This is a genomic window from Burkholderia sp. ABCPW 111 (assembly GCF_000773065.1).
Lineage (GTDB): Bacteria > Pseudomonadota > Gammaproteobacteria > Burkholderiales > Burkholderiaceae > Burkholderia > Burkholderia savannae.
The window spans coordinates 12,502-29,290 of record NZ_JPWT01000104.1 but is presented as its reverse complement, the minus strand read 5'-3'; the positions used below and the strand labels follow the sequence as shown (position 1 = coordinate 29,290).

General features: G+C 69.4%; 12 protein-coding genes and 3 pseudogenes. 8 read left to right on the top strand and 7 right to left on the bottom strand.

Annotated features, from left to right (window positions below):
* Positions 1–290: 290 nt before the first annotated feature.
* Together X946_RS24015 and cadR are read right to left on the bottom strand one after the other, a co-directional pair.
* On the bottom strand, positions 291–911 hold the full coding sequence (locus tag X946_RS24015; protein WP_038752996.1) for a PadR family transcriptional regulator: 621 nt from the start codon (positions 909–911) through the stop codon (positions 291–293).
* 103 nt (positions 912–1,014) lie between these two features.
* A complete protein-coding gene (cadR, locus tag X946_RS24010; RefSeq protein ID WP_038752994.1) occupies positions 1,015–1,446 on the bottom strand; it encodes a Cd(II)/Pb(II)-responsive transcriptional regulator in 432 nt (143 codons plus the stop codon).
* Between the two features lie 436 nt (positions 1,447–1,882).
* On the opposite strand from cadR, the gene X946_RS24005 reads away from it, so the two are divergent.
* The 3 genes from X946_RS24005 (at position 1,883) to X946_RS23995 (ending at position 7,007) form a co-directional block, all read left to right on the top strand.
* On the top strand, positions 1,883–4,291 hold the full coding sequence (locus X946_RS24005) for a heavy metal translocating P-type ATPase (RefSeq protein ID WP_052145157.1): 2,409 nt from the start codon (positions 1,883–1,885) through the stop codon (positions 4,289–4,291).
* A 12-nt stretch (positions 4,292–4,303) separates the two neighbouring features.
* Complete coding sequence (locus tag X946_RS24000) at positions 4,304–4,690, top strand: zinc ribbon domain-containing protein (RefSeq protein WP_038752992.1); 387 nt, start codon at positions 4,304–4,306, stop codon at positions 4,688–4,690.
* Positions 4,691–5,543: 853 nt separating this feature from the next.
* Positions 5,544–7,007: a mechanosensitive ion channel gene (locus X946_RS23995; protein ID WP_038752990.1), complete on the top strand. Its 1,464-nt coding sequence runs from the start codon at positions 5,544–5,546 to the stop codon at positions 7,005–7,007.
* A gap of 133 nt (positions 7,008–7,140) precedes the next feature.
* On the opposite strand, the gene X946_RS36930 is transcribed toward X946_RS23995, so the two are convergent.
* Both X946_RS36930 and X946_RS36925 read right to left on the bottom strand, forming a co-directional pair.
* Positions 7,141–7,392, bottom strand: coding sequence for a hypothetical protein (locus tag X946_RS36930; protein WP_442854596.1), 252 nt, complete (start codon positions 7,390–7,392; stop codon positions 7,141–7,143).
* 85 nt (positions 7,393–7,477) lie between these two features.
* A pseudogene (locus tag X946_RS36925) lies at positions 7,478–7,816 on the bottom strand (aminotransferase class I/II-fold pyridoxal phosphate-dependent enzyme); the annotation flags it as partial.
* A gap of 43 nt (positions 7,817–7,859) precedes the next feature.
* On the opposite strand from X946_RS36925, the pseudogene X946_RS36420 reads away from it, so the two are divergent.
* Positions 7,860–8,069: pseudogene (locus X946_RS36420) on the top strand (antibiotic biosynthesis monooxygenase); the annotation flags it as partial.
* A 36-nt stretch (positions 8,070–8,105) separates the two neighbouring features.
* Here the strand turns inward: X946_RS36420 and X946_RS23985 are convergent.
* A complete protein-coding gene (locus tag X946_RS23985) occupies positions 8,106–9,227 on the bottom strand; it encodes an acyltransferase family protein (protein WP_038752989.1) in 1,122 nt (373 codons plus the stop codon).
* Between the two features lie 529 nt (positions 9,228–9,756).
* On the opposite strand from X946_RS23985, the gene eat reads away from it, so the two are divergent.
* The 3 genes from eat to eutC are packed head-to-tail and all read left to right on the top strand — an operon-like array spanning position 9,757 to position 13,409.
* Positions 9,757–11,166 carry an ethanolamine permease gene (eat, locus tag X946_RS23975; protein WP_038752986.1) on the top strand — a complete coding sequence of 470 codons (1,410 nt, stop codon included), beginning with the start codon at positions 9,757–9,759 and terminating at the stop codon, positions 11,164–11,166.
* A gap of 57 nt (positions 11,167–11,223) precedes the next feature.
* The gene (locus X946_RS23970; protein WP_038752984.1) at positions 11,224–12,621 is read left to right on the top strand and encodes an ethanolamine ammonia-lyase subunit EutB; all 1,398 of its coding nucleotides are present in this window, start codon (positions 11,224–11,226) and stop codon (positions 12,619–12,621) included.
* Positions 12,618–13,409, top strand: coding sequence for an ethanolamine ammonia-lyase subunit EutC (gene eutC / locus X946_RS23965; RefSeq protein ID WP_038752982.1), 792 nt, complete (start codon positions 12,618–12,620; stop codon positions 13,407–13,409). The genes X946_RS23970 and eutC overlap by 4 nt, the downstream gene beginning before the upstream one ends.
* A gap of 1 nt (position 13,410) precedes the next feature.
* Here the strand turns inward: eutC and X946_RS36415 are convergent.
* Together X946_RS36415 and adh are read right to left on the bottom strand one after the other, a co-directional pair.
* Positions 13,411–13,923: pseudogene (locus tag X946_RS36415) on the bottom strand (LysR substrate-binding domain-containing protein); the annotation flags it as partial.
* Complete coding sequence (gene adh / locus X946_RS23960; RefSeq protein ID WP_038752981.1) at positions 13,910–15,430, bottom strand: aldehyde dehydrogenase; 1,521 nt, start codon at positions 15,428–15,430, stop codon at positions 13,910–13,912. The pseudogene X946_RS36415 and the gene adh, both read right to left, overlap by 14 nt.
* 306 nt (positions 15,431–15,736) lie before the next feature.
* Between adh and X946_RS23955 the strand changes: the two genes are divergently transcribed.
* Positions 15,737–16,762: a helix-turn-helix domain-containing protein gene (locus X946_RS23955; RefSeq protein WP_038752979.1), complete on the top strand. Its 1,026-nt coding sequence runs from the start codon at positions 15,737–15,739 to the stop codon at positions 16,760–16,762.
* Positions 16,763–16,789: the final 27 nt, after the last annotated feature.

Genomic DNA, 16,789 nt, shown 5'->3' with positions numbered 1-16,789 from the left:
CAACCGCCAACCGCCAACCGCCAACCGCCAACCGCCAACCGCCAACCGCCAACCGCCAACCGCCAACCGCCAACCGCCAACCGCCAACCGCCAAAACGCCAAAACGCCAACCGCCAAAACGCCAAGTCACGCAGATCGAACGCAGCGAGCAGCGCGTGACAGGCCGAGCGTCACAACCGGAACGTCACCAGCCGAACATGGCGGGCCCAACGCCCAACAGCCGCCATGGCGGCATCGCCTGCAGCGAATGGCGCGCCTCTCACCCGGTTCCCCGTCGGCGCCCGGCCCGCTCATTCCGAATCCGACGCATCCGCCTGCGCAAACCGGGCGGCGACCTCGCGCAGCCACGCTTCGCTCCACGTGAGCGCGCCGACCTTCAGATGCTCGACGACGCGGCGCACCCATTCGAGCTCGGCTTCCAGCGTCACCCGCATGAGTTCGCCGTCGAGCAGGAACAGCCGTGGGATCTGCATCGCGAGCGCGGCGTCGTGCGCTTCGTCGAGACGAGCCAGTTCGGCCTCGAGCGCGGCGGCGCGCGCTTCGAACTGGCGGCGCGCATCGTCGGCGGACAGCAGCGGCAGCACCGACAGCGCAGCCGGAAACGACGGATATTCGCGCGCCGGCTGAGCGAGCTGCTCGCGCAGCCACATGCGCGCGGTGTCGCGGCCGGCGCTGGTGATTTCGTAGACGGTGCGCTCCGGGAACGCGCCGTCGCGCTCGGTTTCGCGCACGGCGATCAGCGCGTCGCGTTGCAGGCGCTCGATCGTCTGATAAAGGCTATTGCGCTGCTTGACGTTGACCACCTCGTCCTTGCCGCGCAGCTTCACGAGCTGCTGGATTCGGTACGCGTGCATCGGCGCTTCGGTGAGCATCGCGAGTACGACGAGCGCCAGCGGTGAGTATCGAGCCATACCATGGATAGTTAATTAATTTCTAGTAATGTTATGACTAGATATAAATTAACGCAAGCTGTGTAATGCCCACGGCCAAAGGAGCGGCGGCAGGCGCAGCGCGTCAGCCGACGTGCGAGCGCTTGCCCGGCATGTCCGGCGTTTCCATCGTCGCGAGCCCATGCACGATCCCGCAGTCCTCGACCGCGTGCTCGCCCTGGCACCGCTCGCGCAATTCGATCAGCTGCGCGCGCAGGTGCTGGAGCTCGGCGAGGCGCGTGTTGACGTGGCCGATGTGTTCGTCGAGCAGCGCGTTGACCGAATCGCAGCGGTCCGCCGGATCGTCGGTGAAGCGCAGCAGCGCGCGGATCTCGTCGTGCGTCATGTCGAGCGCGCGGCAGTTGCGAATGAAGCGCAGCCGCTCGACGTGCGCGTCGGTGTAGCTGCGGTAGTTGGAGTCGGTCCGTTCCGCGTCGGGCATCAGCCCCTCTTTTTCATAGAAACGAATCGTCTCGGGCGTGCATCGCGCCGCTTTCGCCAGTTCGCCGATCTTCATTCGAATCTCCTTACAAAAAGGGTTGACCTTGTAGTGACTTCAGGGTGTTAACTGTACACCGTCAGTTACTGAGGAGGTTGCCATGACCGAGGCCACTCGGGCCGAAGACCGGCCGCGTACGCTCGAATCCGAACACGTTCGCGCGCATTCGCACGACGTGCGCGAGCCGTCGCGCGCCGAAGCGCACTCGGATGCGCATGAATGCGGCGCGCGGAGCGAAGCCCGGAACGACGCGGCGCGCGTGGAAGGCCGGAGCGGGCATGCGCACGAACGCGAGCTGACGAGCGCAACCGATTCAGGCCGCCAAGCCGATGCGCGGCATGCGGGTTGCGCGCACGATCACGCCGACGGCCATGCGCATGCCGACGCCGATTCCCGCGAGCACGATCGCCGCGCCGATCGGCGCGAGGCGCAGGCCCAAGCGACCAGCGAAGCGCTGCTTCGTGGCGACGGCCAGGCTCGGCCGCATGCGGACGGTTGTTGTTCTCACGATCATCGGCGCGGCGGCATCGACTTGGATGCAAGCCGGGAATCCGGATCGCGCGCTCATGATTCGTGCGGTCGCGGCCATGATCACGGCCCGCACGCCGGCGGCGATCATTCGCACGCCCACGCCCACGACCACGCCGGCGCCGCCTGCTGCGCGCCCGCCCCGGTCGCATTCGCGCCGCTGCCCGGCGCGCAAACGGCCGCCGACGGCCGCGTGCGTTCGGCGTTCCGGATCATGCAGATGGACTGCCCGACCGAGGAGACGCTGATCCGCAAGAAGCTCGGCGGAATGGCGGAAGTCGCGGCGCTCGAATTCAATCTGATGCAGCGGATGCTGACGGTCGAGCACGCGCCGGGCGCGGAAGCCGGCATCGCCCGCGCGATCCGCTCGCTCGGCATGACGCCCGAGCAGGCGGATAACGGCGCAGCCGGCCGTTCGTCGTCGGCCGCGCCGGCCGAAGCGCCGCGGCCGTGGTGGCCGCTCGCGGTCGCGGGCGTCGCGGCGGCCGCGTCGGAGGCGGCCACGTGGCTGCAGTTGCCCGTGTGGCTTGCCGCCGCGCTCGCGCTCGCGGCGGTCGCGGCCTGCGGCCTCGGCACGTATCGCAAGGGCTGGATCGCGCTCACGAACGGCAACCTGAACATCAACGCGCTGATGAGCATCGCGGTGACGGGCGCGATGGCGATCGGCCAATGGCCCGAGGCCGCGATGGTGATGGTGCTCTTCACCGTCGCCGAGCTGATCGAGGCGCGCTCGCTCGATCGCGCGCGCAACGCGATCCAGAGCCTGATGCGGCTCGCGCCCGACACCGCGACCGTGAAGCAGCCCGACGGCACGTGGGCGGCCGTCGAGGCCGCGCAGGTCGCGCTCGGCGCGGTCGTGCGCGTGAAGCCCGGCGAGCGGATCGGCCTCGACGGCGAAATCGTCGCCGGCCGCTCGACCGTCAACCAGGCGCCGATCACGGGCGAAAGCCTGCCCGTCGAGAAAGGCGCGGGCGATCCGGTGTACGCGGGCACGATCAACGAGGCCGGCTCGTTCGAGTATCGCGTGACGGCGGTCGCGAGCAACACGACGCTCGCGCGGATCATCCATGCGGTCGAGGAGGCGCAGGGCGCGAAGGCGCCGACGCAGCGCTTCGTCGACACCTTTGCGCGCATCTACACGCCGATCGTGTTCGCGATCGCGCTCGTCGTCGCGATCGCGCCACCGCTCGTGTTCGACGGCGCGTGGCGCGACTGGATTTATCGCGCGCTCGTGCTGCTCGTGATCGCGTGCCCGTGCGCGCTCGTGATCTCGACGCCCGTGACGATCGTCTCGGGGCTCGCCGCGGCCGCGCGGCGCGGCATCCTCGTGAAGGGCGGCGTATATCTCGAGCAGGGGCGCCGGCTCGCGTGGCTCGCGCTCGACAAGACGGGCACGATCACGCGCGGCAAGCCGGTGCAGACCGATTTCGAGATGCGCGCGGCCGACGTCGACGTCGCGCACGTGCGGCGGCTCGCCGCGAGCCTCGCCGCGCGTTCGGACCACCCGGTTTCGCAGGCGGTCGCGGCGGCGGGCGCGGCCGATGCCGGCGCGAGCGATGCCGGTCGCGCAAACGGCGCGTCGTTCCTCGACGTCGCCGGCTTCGAGGCGATTCCCGGCCGCGGCGTGCGCGGCAACATCGACGGCGCGCCGTACTGGCTCGGCAATCACCGCCTCGTCGAAGAGCTCGAGTGCTGCACGCCCGCGCTCGAGGCGCGCCTCGACGAGCTCGAGCGGCAGGGCAAGACGGTCGTGATGCTGATCGACGGCACGCGCGTGCTCGGCCTCTTCGCGGTGGCCGACACGGTGAAGGACACGAGCCGCGCCGCAATCGCCGACTTGCACGCGCTCGGCATCAAGACCGCGATGCTGACGGGCGACAACCCGCACACGGCGGAAGCGATCGCGCAGCAGGTCGGCATCGACGACGCGCGCGGCAACCAGCTGCCGCAGGACAAGCTCGCCGTCGTCGACGAGCTCGCGGCGGGCGGCCATGCGGTCGGGATGGTCGGCGACGGGATCAACGACGCGCCGGCGCTCGCGCGCGCCGACATCGGCTTCGCGATGGGCGCGATGGGCACCGACACCGCGATCGAGACGGCCGACGTCGCGCTGATGGACGACGACCTGCGCAAGATCCCGGCGTTCGTGCGGCTGTCGCGCGCGACGCATCGCGTGCTCGTGCAGAACATCGCGTTCGCGCTCGTCGTGAAGGCGGTGTTCGTCGGGCTGACGATCGCGGGAATGGGCACGATGTGGATGGCGGTGTTCGCCGACGCGGGCGCGAGCCTCATCGTCGTCGGCAACGGCTTGCGGCTGCTGCGCCGCGGTCAATGAACGGAGGCGGCAATGGATTGGCTCAAGCGGATCGTCGGCGCAGGGCATCACGGAAATGGCGGCAGTCGCGACCATCACGGCGGCGGGATGGGCGGTGACGGGCGTGGCCATGGCAGCGGCCACGGAAGTCACGGCGGCCACGGTTGGGGCCGGCAGGATGCGCGGCGCCAAGACGGCTGGGGGCGCGACGGCGTTTCGTCTCGCCGCGAAGCCGGCTTGCCCGTGCAGAGCGCCGCGTGCGCGAAGTGCGGCGCGATCAACGGCGCGGATGCGAAGTTCTGCGCGCAGTGCGGCGCATCGCAAGCGCCGGCCGCGTGCGGCGCTTGCCGCGCGTTGCTCGATGCGTCCGCGCGCTTCTGCCCGCAATGCGGGGCCGCCGTCTCGCAGGCGCGAGCGTGATCGGCGGCCGGCGTCGGGCCGGCCGCCCGCTGACTGGCCGGCACGCTCCGAAGCGCGGCCAAGCAAACCGGAAGCCGCGTGCGCGGCGGCTTTCGCGCTTCGCGTGCGAATCGACGCAATCGAGTCGAGGCGCGCGCCGGGAGCAGAGGCATCGCGGCATTCGGCGCGGCGTTGTCATATTCGCGATGGCAACCGCAACCGCAACCGCAACCGCAACCGCAACCGCAGACGCAGATGCAGATGCAATCGCAATCGCAGTCACGGCGCGCATACCTGCCGATACGCTCGCGCCCCGGCGCGCAGACGAACGACGCGAACCCTTCATTCACACGACGGCGCGCCGATGCCGCGCAAATGTCGTTGGCGTGTCCGCGCGATGCGCGCAGGACCGCAACCGCTACCCGACGCGTCGAATCGCCCTGCAATTCCCGCGCCTGGCGCGCCTAACGAACAGAGGCCTTTCGCGTCGACGCGGCGCGGCGGCAAATCGCGGCGCACGCGCATCGGTTCACATTCTTCCAGCAATCGCCCGGTCCGTTTCATGCTTGCAACATGCCGGCGAGAATGCGCGCCGCGCGCGGCCTTCATTCCGCCAACGGATCGTGCCGACCACGCGGCTATCGCGCCCGCTTCATTGCGCGAGCGCACGCCGTGCATCGCCACGCCATCTCGACATGCGATTTTTATCAGCAGGATCGTTCCCTTAGATTAAAGTTCGAGTACAGTGAAGCACGATTGAAGCCGTCATCGTTCCCCGTGTAAGGTCGCCGGCTGCGGAGCCCGTTTTTTCTTCGGAGTCCGCAGGTTGTTCGTCGAGGTCCAACGCAACATCACGCTTTTCGGGAGAGCACATATGGATTCATCCAGTTTCCTGACGTCGATGCAGAGCACGCTCGGCGTTTATCTGCCCAAGATCGCGGGCGCGCTCGGCATCCTGATCATCGGCTGGCTGATCGCCGTGATCGTCCGCGCGGGCGTGCGCCGCCTGCTGAGCGCGCTGAAAGTCGATGCGCGCATCGCCGAAAGCACGGGCCAGGGCGCGCAGGTGGAGAGCATCATCGCGGGCGGCCTGTTCTGGCTCATCCTGCTCGTGACCGCGGTCGGCATCTTCAACGTGCTGAATCTCTACGCGATCTCGAATCCGTTCTCGCTTCTCGTCACGAAGATCATCAACTATCTGCCGAACCTGCTCGGCGGCGGGGCGCTCACGCTCGTCGCGTGGCTGATCGCGTCGCTCTTGCGCAGCTTGGCCGACAAGACGCTGAAGGCGAGCAAGATCGACAGCAAGCTGTCGGAGACGGCCGGGATGCGGCCGATGAGCTCGTATCTCGGCGACGTGCTGTTCTGGCTCGTGATCCTGATGTTCATTCCGGCGATCCTCGCCGCGTTCGATCTCAACGGCCTCCTGTCGCCCGTGCAAGGGATGATCGACAAGATCCTCGCGATCGTGCCGAACGTGTTCGCCGCGGCCGTGATCGGCTTCGTCGGCTGGCTCGTCGCGCGCATCCTGCGCGGGCTCGTCACGAACCTGCTCGTCGCGGCGGGCGCCGACAGGCTCACGCAAAGCGTCGACAGCCCGACGCCCGTGAAGATCTCGAGCCTCATCGGCACGGTCGTGTTCATCTTCGTGTTCGTGCCGACGCTGATCTCCGCGCTCGACGCGCTGAAGATCGAGGCGATCTCGCGGCCCGCGACCGACCTGCTCGGCCAGTTCCTCAACGCGGTGCCCGACATCGTCGCGGCCATCGTGATCCTGCTCGTCACGTTTTACGTCGCGCGCTTCGTCGGCGCGCTGGTGCAGAAGCTGCTCGTCGCCGCGGGCGTCGACGGCCTGCCCGCGATTCTCGGCGTCGGGCGCGTGTTCTCCGGGATGCTGCAGCCGTCGGTGCTCGCCGGCCGGCTGATCGTCTTCTTCGCGATGCTGTTCGCGGCGGTGGAAGCCGCGAACCGGCTCGGCTTCACGCAGGTGCGCGACGTCGTCACGCTCTTCATCGAATTCGGCGGGCACGTGCTGACGGGCGGCGTGATCCTCGTGATCGGCTTCTGGCTCGCGGGCCTCGCGCGCCGCGTGATCGAGCAGGCCGACAACGAGCACAGCCGGCTTCTGTCGCGCATCGCGCAGTTCGCGATCCTCGGCCTCGTGTTCGCAATGGGGCTGCGCGCGATGGGCATCGCAAACGAGATCGTGCAGCTCGCGTTCGGCCTCGTGCTCGGCGCGATCGCGGTTGCGGTTGCGCTGTCGTTCGGCCTCGGCGGCCGCGAAGCGGCGGGCAAGCTGCTCGATCGCTGGTTCAATCAGCGCGGCAAGCAGGAGTGATGCCGCGGGCGGCGCGCGGGCGAATCGCGCGACGATCGCCCGCGCGCTGTCTTTGTCGCTTTCGCGGCGTCGACGGGATCGGGCCGCGAGCGTCCCGCGCTCGCCGCTCGCGCATGAGGCGTTGCGGCGCGCGTCAACCCAGCACGGCGCGCCGGACCTTGCGTAACGCGCCTTCGAGCGATTCCGGCATAACCGAGCCGAGCGCGATCCGCCGCGCGTGCGGCGCGCTCGGCGTGCCCGGCGCACTCGAGAACGGCTCGGCCGTCGTCACGGGCACGCCGTCGCGCTCGAGCGCCGCCGCGACCTGGTCCGCGCGCAACGCTTCGGGCATCGCGGGCCGCAGATAGTACGAAGCCGAATGCGAGACGGCGTCGCCGTCTCGCATTCGGCGCGCGAGCGTCTGCCGGCGCCGCGCATCGCATCCTTGCGCTTGCGATCCTCGAGCGAGTCGACGATTCCGCCTTCGATCCACTGGCACATGCCAGCGCAACCGTCAGCGACGGCGTATTCCACGTCGACACGCGAATCGTGCGCCCGAGCGCCGGCACGAGGCGCTCCGGCGCGGCGACGAAGCCGAATCTCAGGCCCGACGCGACGCTCTTCGGCAGCCCCGACACGTAGACCGTGCGATCGGGCGCATGGGCGAACACCGGTTTACGCGCGGGCTCGGCGAGAAACGCATAGGCGCCGTCCTCGATCGCCGGCAGATCGTGACGTTCGGCGAGCTCGGCAAGACGCGCGCGGCTCGACGCGGACATCACGGAGCCGAGCGGGTTGCGCCGTGTCGGCACCGCGTAGACCGCGCGCACCGGGTGCTTTCTGCAGAGCGCGTCGACACGGTCGAGATCGAGGTTCCGCTCGGCCGACGGCTCGTTGTTCAACGCGAGCTGCCACCGGCGGGACGAAGCGACGCTGCGCGCGTTCGCGACGCATCACGAGCATCTCGACGCGAAACGCCGGTTTCGCAAGTGGCATGACGGCTATCACGTCGTCGTGCCGAAGGTCGAGCGCGCGTACGGCGGCGGCTCGTTTGCGCATCTCGCGCCGGATTCGCGGCGAAGCCGAATCGGTTGGCGTCGCTCGCGATCGTGCCGGCGATCAAGCCGCGTCCGCGCTGCCGATGCGGCTCTTCTCCGGCCGCGCCGCATAGCCGGCCGGCAGCGGCGGGAAGCCGACGAGCCGGGCCATTCCCGCGCGCAGCACGAGCGCGTAGAACAGCATCGGGCCGGCGATGCCCGCGAGCGTGCCGAGCGCGAGCTGCGCATCGACGTCGACGACGCCCAGCCTGACAAGCGCGATGCGCGTCGCGGCCGTCGCGAGGATATGCGCGAGATAGATCGGCATCGATGCGAAGCCGACATTTTCGAGCCACGACGGGCGATGCGCGAGCCGATGCGACATCGCCGCGCCGCGCGGCGTCGCGCGATAGGCGAGCAGCAGCACGAGCGCGCTGCCCGCGAGCGCGGCGGGCACGGCCCAGATGCTGTCCGGCTCGCCGAAGCGGTGCGCGAACGCGGCCGCCGCCGCGAACGTGACGGCGATGGCCGCGAGCGCGAGCCCGTTCGATGCGCGTTCGACGAGCGCGGGCAGCTTGTCGCCGATCAGCATGCCGAGCGCGAAGAACGGGAAGTACGTGAGCGTCATCGACACGATGCCCCATCGCGTCGGCGAGCCGGCGGCGAACGCGACGACGGCGAGCCCGCCGATCGCGAGCGCGGCGAGCGCGGCGAGCGGCGCGCGCGACCGCTCGGCGCGCTCGCCGCCGCGTACGCGCACGCCCGGCGCGACCTTCGACCATCCCCACGCAACCAGCATGCAGACGAAGAGCGCGTAGAGGAACCAGAACTGGCCGAACGGCCGCCAGCCGATCGCGAGCAGGTCGTTCGGCGTGAACGCGTGATTCATGCCGCGCGACGACAGCGCGATCTGCACAGCGCCTTGCAGCAGCGACCAGACGAAGTACGGATAGACGATCGTGCGCAGCTTCGCGAGCACGAAGCCATCGCTCGCGCGCTGCAGCGAGTTCGGCACGTGCAGCCCCGACAGCAGAAAGAAGAGCGGCATGTGGAACGTGTAGATCACGTAGTCGGTCGCGGCGAGCAGGGTGCTCGGCCAGCCGGCCGGCACGAGGCCTGCGGCGAACAGGCCGCGCAGCACGTGGCCGTACACGACGAGGATGATGCCCGCGCCCCGAGCGGTATCGAGATAGGAATCCCGCATGGTCTGAATGATTGGAATGGTCGAACGTGGGAGGGCCGCGCGCCGCCCGAAGGGGACACGCGGGACGCTCACTGCGTGCGCCCAATGTAGGGGCTGGCGCGGCGGAGAACTGTGTGCCGGGCGACACAAGTTCGCTGTCGCGTCGTGCGGCGCGCACGGGCGAGCGGCGCACGCGACTTGCGGATGGCGCACGCCCATGCGCGCCGCGCGACGCGACGCCGTTTCGTGCGTCGCGCGCCCGCCGAATGCGCCGCGCGATTCGCACGATTCGCACGCATCGCATGCGCGGCTCGCCGCGGCGCCGCAACGCGCCGACCGATGCGCGCGCCGCTCGGCGATGCGATCCGCACGCCGCCGCGCCGCGCGCGAGCTCGGGCCGGCCGCCGGAAACATTTCCGTATGCGAAATGAAAGCGCGGACGTTTGCCGATTTTCGATAACACGTCGAATAATGACTCACTAGCATCGATTCTCAGTTGCGGGGCGGGCCTATCTCGGCGCCGGGCTCCGCCGCCTTCGAGGAGAGATTCATGCAGACAGAATCGAATGGCCGCCCCGTCGCGGGCGGCGGCGCAGCGCGCCCGGCGCTTCAACCGACGCTCGGCACGTGGCAGCTGTGGGGAATCGCGGTCGGCCTCGTGATTTCCGGCGAGTACTTCGGCTGGAGCTACGGCTGGGCGAGCGCGGGTACGCTCGGATTCGTCGTCACCGCGCTGTTCGTCGCCGCGATGTACACCACGTTCATCTTCAGCTTCACCGAGCTCACCACGTCGATTCCGCACGCGGGCGGCCCGTTCGCGTACGCGCGGCGAGCGTTCGGTCCGGCTGGCGGCTATCTCGCGGGCGTCGCGACGCTCGTCGAGTTCGTGTTCGCGCCGCCCGCGATCGCGCTCGCGATCGGCGCGTACCTGCACGTGCAGTTTCCCGGCCTCGAGCCGAAGCACGCGGCGATGGGCGCGTACCTCGTGTTCATGGCGCTCAACATCGTCGGCGTGCAGATCGCGGCGACGTTCGAGCTCGTCGTCACGCTGCTCGCGATCTTCGAGCTGCTCGTGTTCATGGGCGTCGTGTCGCCGGGCTTCGCGTGGAGCAATTTCGTGAAGGGCGGCTGGGCGGGCGCGGATCACTTCAGCGTGGGCGCGTTCCACGGAATGTTCGCGGCGATTCCGTTCGCGATCTGGTTCTTCCTCGCGATCGAGGGCGTCGCGATGGCGGCCGAGGAGGCGAAGAACCCGAAGCGCTCGATTCCGATCGCGTACGTGGCCGGCATCCTGACGCTCGTGCTGCTGGCGATCGGCGTGATGGTGTTCGCGGGCGGCGCGGGCGACTGGACCAAGCTCGCGAACATCAACGATCCGCTGCCGCAGGCGATGAAGTACATCGTCGGCGCGAACAGCGGCTGGATGCACATGCTCGTGTGGCTCGGCCTGTTCGGCCTCGTCGCGTCGTTTCACGGAATCATCCTCGGCTATTCGCGCCAGATCTTCGCGCTCGCCCGCGAAGGCTACCTGCCCGAATGGCTCGCGAAGGTGCATCCGCGCTTCAAGACGCCTTACCGCGCGATCCTCGCGGGCGGCGTGGTCGGCATCGTCGCGATCTACAGCGACGAGCTGATTCAGTTCGGCGGCCAGACGCTCACCGCGAATATCGTGACGATGTCCGTGTTCGGCGCTATCGTGATGTACATCGTCAGCATGGCCGCTCTGTTCAAGCTGCGCCGCGTGCAGCCGAAGATGGAGCGCCCGTTCCGCGCGCCGCTGTATCCGTTTTTTCCGGCGTTCGCGCTCGTCGCGGCGCTCGTGTGCCTCGGCACGATGGTGTACTTCAACGCGCTCGTCGCGTCGATCTTCGTCGCGTTCGTCGCGCTCGGGTACGGCTACTTCCTCGCGACGCGCGCGCAGCGCGCGGCCGCGCCCGCCGACGCGCTGCTCGAGGAGTAGCCACGCGCGCGCCGCGCGCCGGGGGGCGGCGCGCGGCCGTTACGACAAGGAGTCCAGATGCGATATACGGAGACGATCGGTTCGCGCACCTACCGCTTCGCGGACCTGAAAACGCTGCTCGCGAAGGCGAGCCCTTTGCGTTCCGGCGACCAGCTCGCGGGCGTCGCGGCCGCGACCGAGGAGGAGCGCGTCGCCGCGAAGATGGCGCTCGCGAGCGTGCCTCTCGCCGCGTTCCTGAACGAGGCCGTGATCCCTTACGAGGACGACGAGGTGACGCGCCTCGTCGTCGACACGCATTCGCGCGACGCGTTCGCCGAGATTTCGCACCTGACGGTCGGCGATTTCCGCAACTGGCTGCTGTCGAGCGCGGCGGACGCGGCCGCGCTCGAGCGCATCGCGCCCGGCCTCACGCCGGAGATGGTCGCGGCGGTGTCGAAGCTGATGCGCAACCAGGATCTGATCGCGGCGGCGAGGAAGCGCCGCGTCGTCACGCGCTTTCGGAACACCGTCGGGCTGCCGGGGCGGATGTCGGTGCGGCTGCAGCCGAACCATCCGACCGACGACGTGAAGGGGATCGCCGCGTCGATGCTCGACGGCCTGATGTACGGCTGCGGCGACGCGATGATCGGCATCAATCCGGCGACCGACAGCCTCGCCGCGATCACGAAGCTGCTCGCGATGATCGACGCGTTTCGCGAGCGCTACCGCGTGCCGACGCAGTCGTGCGTGCTCACGCACGTGACGAACACGATCGCGGCGATCGAAAAGGGCGCGCCCGTCGATCTCGTGTTCCAGTCGATCGCGGGCACCGAGAAGGCGAACGCGAGCTTCGGCATTTCGCTTGCGCTGCTCGGCGAGGCGCGCGAAGCGGCGCTTGCGTTGAAGCGCGGCACGGTCGGCGACAACCTGATGTACTTCGAGACGGGCCAGGGCAGCGCGCTGTCGGCGAACGCGCATCACGGCGTGGATCAGCAGACCTGCGAGGTGCGCGCGTATGCGGTCGCGCGCGCGTTCGAGCCGTTTCTCGTCAACACGGTGGTCGGCTTCATCGGGCCCGAATACCTGTACGACGGCAAGCAGATCATTCGCGCAGGGCTCGAGGATCACTTCTGCGGCAAGCTGCTCGGCGTGCCGATGGGCTGCGACATCTGCTATACGAACCACGCGGAAGCCGATCAGGACGACATGGACAACCTGCTGACGCTGCTCGGCGCGGCGGGCATCAACTTCATCATGGGCATTCCCGGCGCGGACGACGTGATGCTCAACTATCAGAGCACGTCGTTTCACGATCAGCTGTACGTGCGCGAGGTGCTCGGCCTGCGCCGCGCGCCCGAGTTCGAGGAATGGCTGGAGACGATGGAGATCGCGGACGCGCACGGCGCGTTGCGCGCGGCGTCGACGCGCGTGCCGCTGCTCGCCGGCGCGAACGACTGGATGGGGCTTTCCGCATGAGCGACGCGGTCGAAAAGAACCCGTGGGGGCAACTGAAGTCGTTCACGAACGCGCGGATCGCGCTCGGCCGCGCGGGCAACAGCCTGCCGACCGCGCCGCTGCTCGCGTTCAACCTGTCGCATGCGCAGGCGCGCGACGCCGTTCACCAGCCGCTCGACGCCGACGCGCTGCGGCGCGATATCGAAGCGGCCGGCCTGCCGACGCTCGGCGTGCAGAGCGCCGCGCCGGATCGGCAGCATTACCTGCGCCGGCCGGATCTCGGCCGCAAGCTGTCGGACGACAGCCGCGCGCTGCTCGCCGCGCACCGCGCGTCGCTCGGCGACGCGCCCGACGTCGTGTTCGTGATCGGCGACGGGCTGTCGGCGTTCGCGGCCGCGAAGCAGGCGCTGCCGCTCCTGAGCGCGGTGCGGCCGAAGCTCGACGGCTGGCGGATCGGGCCGGTCGTCGTCGCGCGGCAGGCGCGCGTCGCGCTCGGCGACGAGATCGGCGAGCTGCTCGGCGCGCGCCTCGTCGCGATGCTGATCGGCGAGCGGCCGGGCCTGAGCTCGCCGGACAGCCTCGGCGTGTATCTGACGTACGCGCCGAAGGTCGGTTGCCACGACGCGCAGCGCAACTGCATCTCGAACGTGCGCGCCGAGGGGCTGCCGCACGACGCGGCCGCGCACAAGCTGCACTATCTGCTGACGCACGCGCGGCGGCTCGGGCTGACGGGCGTTGGGCTCAAGGACGACAGCGATGCGTTGCTGCCGGCGGCGCGGGCGGAAGCGGAGCGTCTGGCGGCGGAGTAGGCGCGCCGGCGGCGCGCGCGTCGCGCGCGAGGAAGCCCGGCCTGTAGCCGATCCCGAAACCCGCCGTCACCGCGGCGCGCAGCGCTTCCATGTCGTTGCACGTCATCGCGGCGCGCCGGTTCGGTGGATCGCCGCCGTCCGGCAGCAGCGCCCACGGTTGCAGCTTGCCCGTCGTCGGAAAGCGTAGCGCACGCATCCGTGCGCGTCCGGTCGCGCAGCGTGCGCGGCGCGCCGGCTTGCGCGACGTACGCGGGCGATGCGCACCGCAGAAGGCGCAACGGCCCGAGGCGGCGCGACATCGGGCCCGAATCGCGGAGCGCGCCGCTTCGGATCACCGCGTCGAAGCCGCCTTCGGCGATGTCGACGAGCCAATCGTTGAAGCCCGGAAGTCGAGATCCAGCTCGATTTCCGGATAGCGGCGCTTGAATTCCGGCAACGCGGGCAGCAGAAACCGATAGCGATCACGCGCAACCGGCGCGCGCCGCTGCCCGCGGGCGGGATTAGAAGAACCCGAGCGGCTTTTCGCTGTAGCTGACGAGCAGGTTCTTCGTCTGCTGATAGTGATCGAGCATCATCTTGTGCGTCTCGCGGCCGATGCCCGATTGCTTGTAGCCGCCGAACGCCGCGTGCGCCGGATACGCGTGATAGCAGTTCGTCCACACGCGGCCCGCCTGGATGCCGCGGCCGACGCGGTACGCGCGGTTGCCGTCGCGCGTCCAGACGCCGGCGCCCAGGCCGTAGAGCGTGTCGTTCGCGATCTCGAGCGCTTCGTCCTCGGTCTTGAACGTCGTCACCGCGAGCACCGGCCCGAAGATCTCTTCCTGGAAGATGCGCATCTTGTTGTGGCCGCGGAACACGGTCGGCTTCACGTAATAGCCTTCGGCGAGCTCGCCGCCGAGCACGTTGCGCTCGCCGCCCGTCAGGCACTGCGCGCCTTCGTTGCGGCCGATGTCGATGTACGACAGGATCTTCTCGAGCTGCTCGGCCGACGCCTGCGCGCCGATCATCGTCTGCGAGTCGAGCGGATGGCCCTGCTTGATCGATTCGACGCGCTTCAACGCGCGCTCCATGAAGCGCTCGTAAATGCTCTCCTCGACGAGCGCGCGCGACGGGCACGTGCACACCTCGCCCTGATTCAGCGCGAACATCGCGAAGCCTTCGAGCGCCTTGTCGAAGTAGCCGTCGTCGCGGTCCATCACGTCGGCGAAGAAGATGTTCGGGCTCTTGCCGCCGAGCTCGAGCGTGACGGGGATCAGGTTCTCGCTCGCGTACTGCATGATGAGGCGGCCTGTCGACGTCTCGCCCGTGAACGCGATCTTCGAGATTCGCTTGCTCGACGCGAGCGGCTTGCCCGCCTCGAGCCCGAAGCCGTTGACGATGTTGAGCACGCCGGGCGGCAGCAGATCCTGAACCAGCTCGGCGAACACGAGGATCGACGCGGGCGTCTGCTCGGCCGGCTTCAGCACGACGCAGTTGCCGGCCGCGAGCGCGGGCGCGAGCTTCCACGCGGCCATCAGCAGCGGAAAGTTCCACGGGATGATCTGGCCGACGACGCCGAGCGGCTCGTGGAAGTGATAGGCGACCATGTCGCCGCCGATGTCGGCGATCGAGCCTTCCTGCGCACGGATGCAGCCCGCGAAGTAGCGGAAGTGGTCGATTGCGAGCGGCACGTCGGCCGCGGTGGTCTCGCGCAGCGGCTTGCCGTTGTCGATCGTCTCGGCCACCGCGAGACGCGTGAGGTTCGCCTCCATCCGGTCGGCGATCTTGAGCAGCACGTTCGCGCGCTCGGCCGCGCCCGTCGCGGCCCAGCCCGCCTTCGCCGCGTGCGCGGCGTCGAGTGCGCGCTCGATGTCGGCTTCGCGCGAGCGAGGGATCGCGGTGAACGGCTGGCCGGTGACGGGCGAGACGTTGTCGAAATACTCGCCGCCGACCGGGGCGACCCATTCGCCGCCGATGAAATTCCCGTATTGCTTGCGGTACGGAAATTCGATGTTCAGGTGTTGCATGTCCGCGTGATTCATCGTTGCTCCTCGCATGTCGGTATCGGTGATGCGCCGCGCGACGTGCGCGACGCGCCTCCTTACGCCAAAACCGTGCCAGCGGGCCATGAGACGGTGCATCGGCGCGCCGGCGCGGGGCCCGGCGCGTGGGCGGCGCGACACAGCGCGCACGGCTGCGCCGCCGTTGAACAGCCGCCGCGCGCCGATTGTTCAGTTGCGGCACAGCGTGAAGACGAGACCGGCGATTTTGGCGACGCTACGCTTCGGCATGGGAATTGCGTAATCGGACGGATCGTTTCAGCTTCAGCGACGCAAAAAGGGGGCGCGATGGATCACGAGCACACCGGCGCCGAGACGACGGCGGAGGACACGGGACGCAGCGCGGACGGCGACGGCACGGCCGGGCGCGCGCTCGTCAGCGTCGCGCACGACGCCGACGAGCAGGCGCGCAACCTGATCGGCTGGCGCCAGGCCTACGATCAGCTCGCGGCGGGCCGCTTCGTCGGCACGCTGACCGAGCTGCCGCTCGACACGATGAAGGTGTTCCGCGAGACGACGAGCCACACGCTGCGGCAGGCGTGCGAGGTGCGCGGCGACGCGTACTGGTTCGGCATCCCGGTCGCGCGCGACGGCGCGGCGCGCATCGACGCGCGGCCGATCGCCGCCGATGCGCTTGCGTTTCGCCCCGGCAACGTCGAGTTCGAGCTGCTGACGCCCGCGCAATTCTCGATCTTCGGCGTCGTCGTGCGCGGCGCGGTGCTGCGCCGCTATGCGGAGGAAGTCGAGCGCTGCGGGCTCGACGAGCGGCTGCCGCTCATGCCCGTCGTGAAGGTCGGCGAGGCGCGCCTCACGCGGCTTTGCGCGCTGCTCGCGCAGCGGCTCGACGACGCGGACGCGATGAGCGCGGCGGGTGCGCCGTTGTCCGACTGCGCGCGCAACGATCTGCAGGCGGAAGTGCTCGCGGCGCTGTTCGACCTGTGCGCGTCGCCCGCCGCCGACGCGACCGTCGAGCATTCGTCGCGGCGGCGCAAGATCGTCGCGGCCGCGCGCGATTACGTGCTCGCGCACCGCTCGCGGCCCGTCGGCGTGCCGGAGCTGTGCGAGCAGCTGCACGTGAGCCGGCGCACGTTGCAGTACTGCTTCCAGGACGTGCTCGGCATGGCCCCCGCCACCTATTTGCGCGCGCTGCGGCTGAACGGCGTGCGGCGCGACCTGCGCGGGCGCGCGGCGGATTCGGTGCAGGACGTCGCGGCCGCGTGGGGGTTCTGGCATCTGAGCCAGTTCGCGACCGACTATCGGCGGATGTTCGGCGCGCGGCCGTCGGAAACGCTGCGCGGCGCGCTGGCCTGCTGACGCGGCGCAAGACGCGGCCGCCGCGGC

What these genes read in the sequence shown, in the direction of transcription:
- X946_RS23955 (WP_038752979.1), top strand. Translation starts at nt 15,737, where the DNA reads ATGGATCACGAGCACACCGGCGCCGAGACGACGGCGGAGGACACGGGA.
- X946_RS23995 (WP_038752990.1), top strand. Translation starts at nt 5,544, where the DNA reads ATGGATTCATCCAGTTTCCTGACGTCGATGCAGAGCACGCTCGGCGTT.
- adh (WP_038752981.1), bottom strand. Translation starts at nt 15,430, where the DNA reads ATGAATCACGCGGACATGCAACACCTGAACATCGAATTTCCGTACCGC.
- X946_RS23985 (WP_038752989.1), bottom strand. Translation starts at nt 9,227, where the DNA reads ATGCGGGATTCCTATCTCGATACCGCTCGGGGCGCGGGCATCATCCTC.
- X946_RS36930 (WP_442854596.1), bottom strand. Translation starts at nt 7,392, where the DNA reads ATGCGAGACGGCGACGCCGTCTCGCATTCGGCTTCGTACTATCTGCGG.
- X946_RS23970 (WP_038752984.1), top strand. Translation starts at nt 11,224, where the DNA reads ATGCGATATACGGAGACGATCGGTTCGCGCACCTACCGCTTCGCGGAC.
- cadR (WP_038752994.1), bottom strand. Translation starts at nt 1,446, where the DNA reads ATGAAGATCGGCGAACTGGCGAAAGCGGCGCGATGCACGCCCGAGACG.
- eutC (WP_038752982.1), top strand. Translation starts at nt 12,618, where the DNA reads ATGAGCGACGCGGTCGAAAAGAACCCGTGGGGGCAACTGAAGTCGTTC.
- eat (WP_038752986.1), top strand. Translation starts at nt 9,757, where the DNA reads ATGCAGACAGAATCGAATGGCCGCCCCGTCGCGGGCGGCGGCGCAGCG.
- X946_RS24000 (WP_038752992.1), top strand. Translation starts at nt 4,304, where the DNA reads ATGGATTGGCTCAAGCGGATCGTCGGCGCAGGGCATCACGGAAATGGC.
- X946_RS24015 (WP_038752996.1), bottom strand. Translation starts at nt 911, where the DNA reads ATGGCTCGATACTCACCGCTGGCGCTCGTCGTACTCGCGATGCTCACC.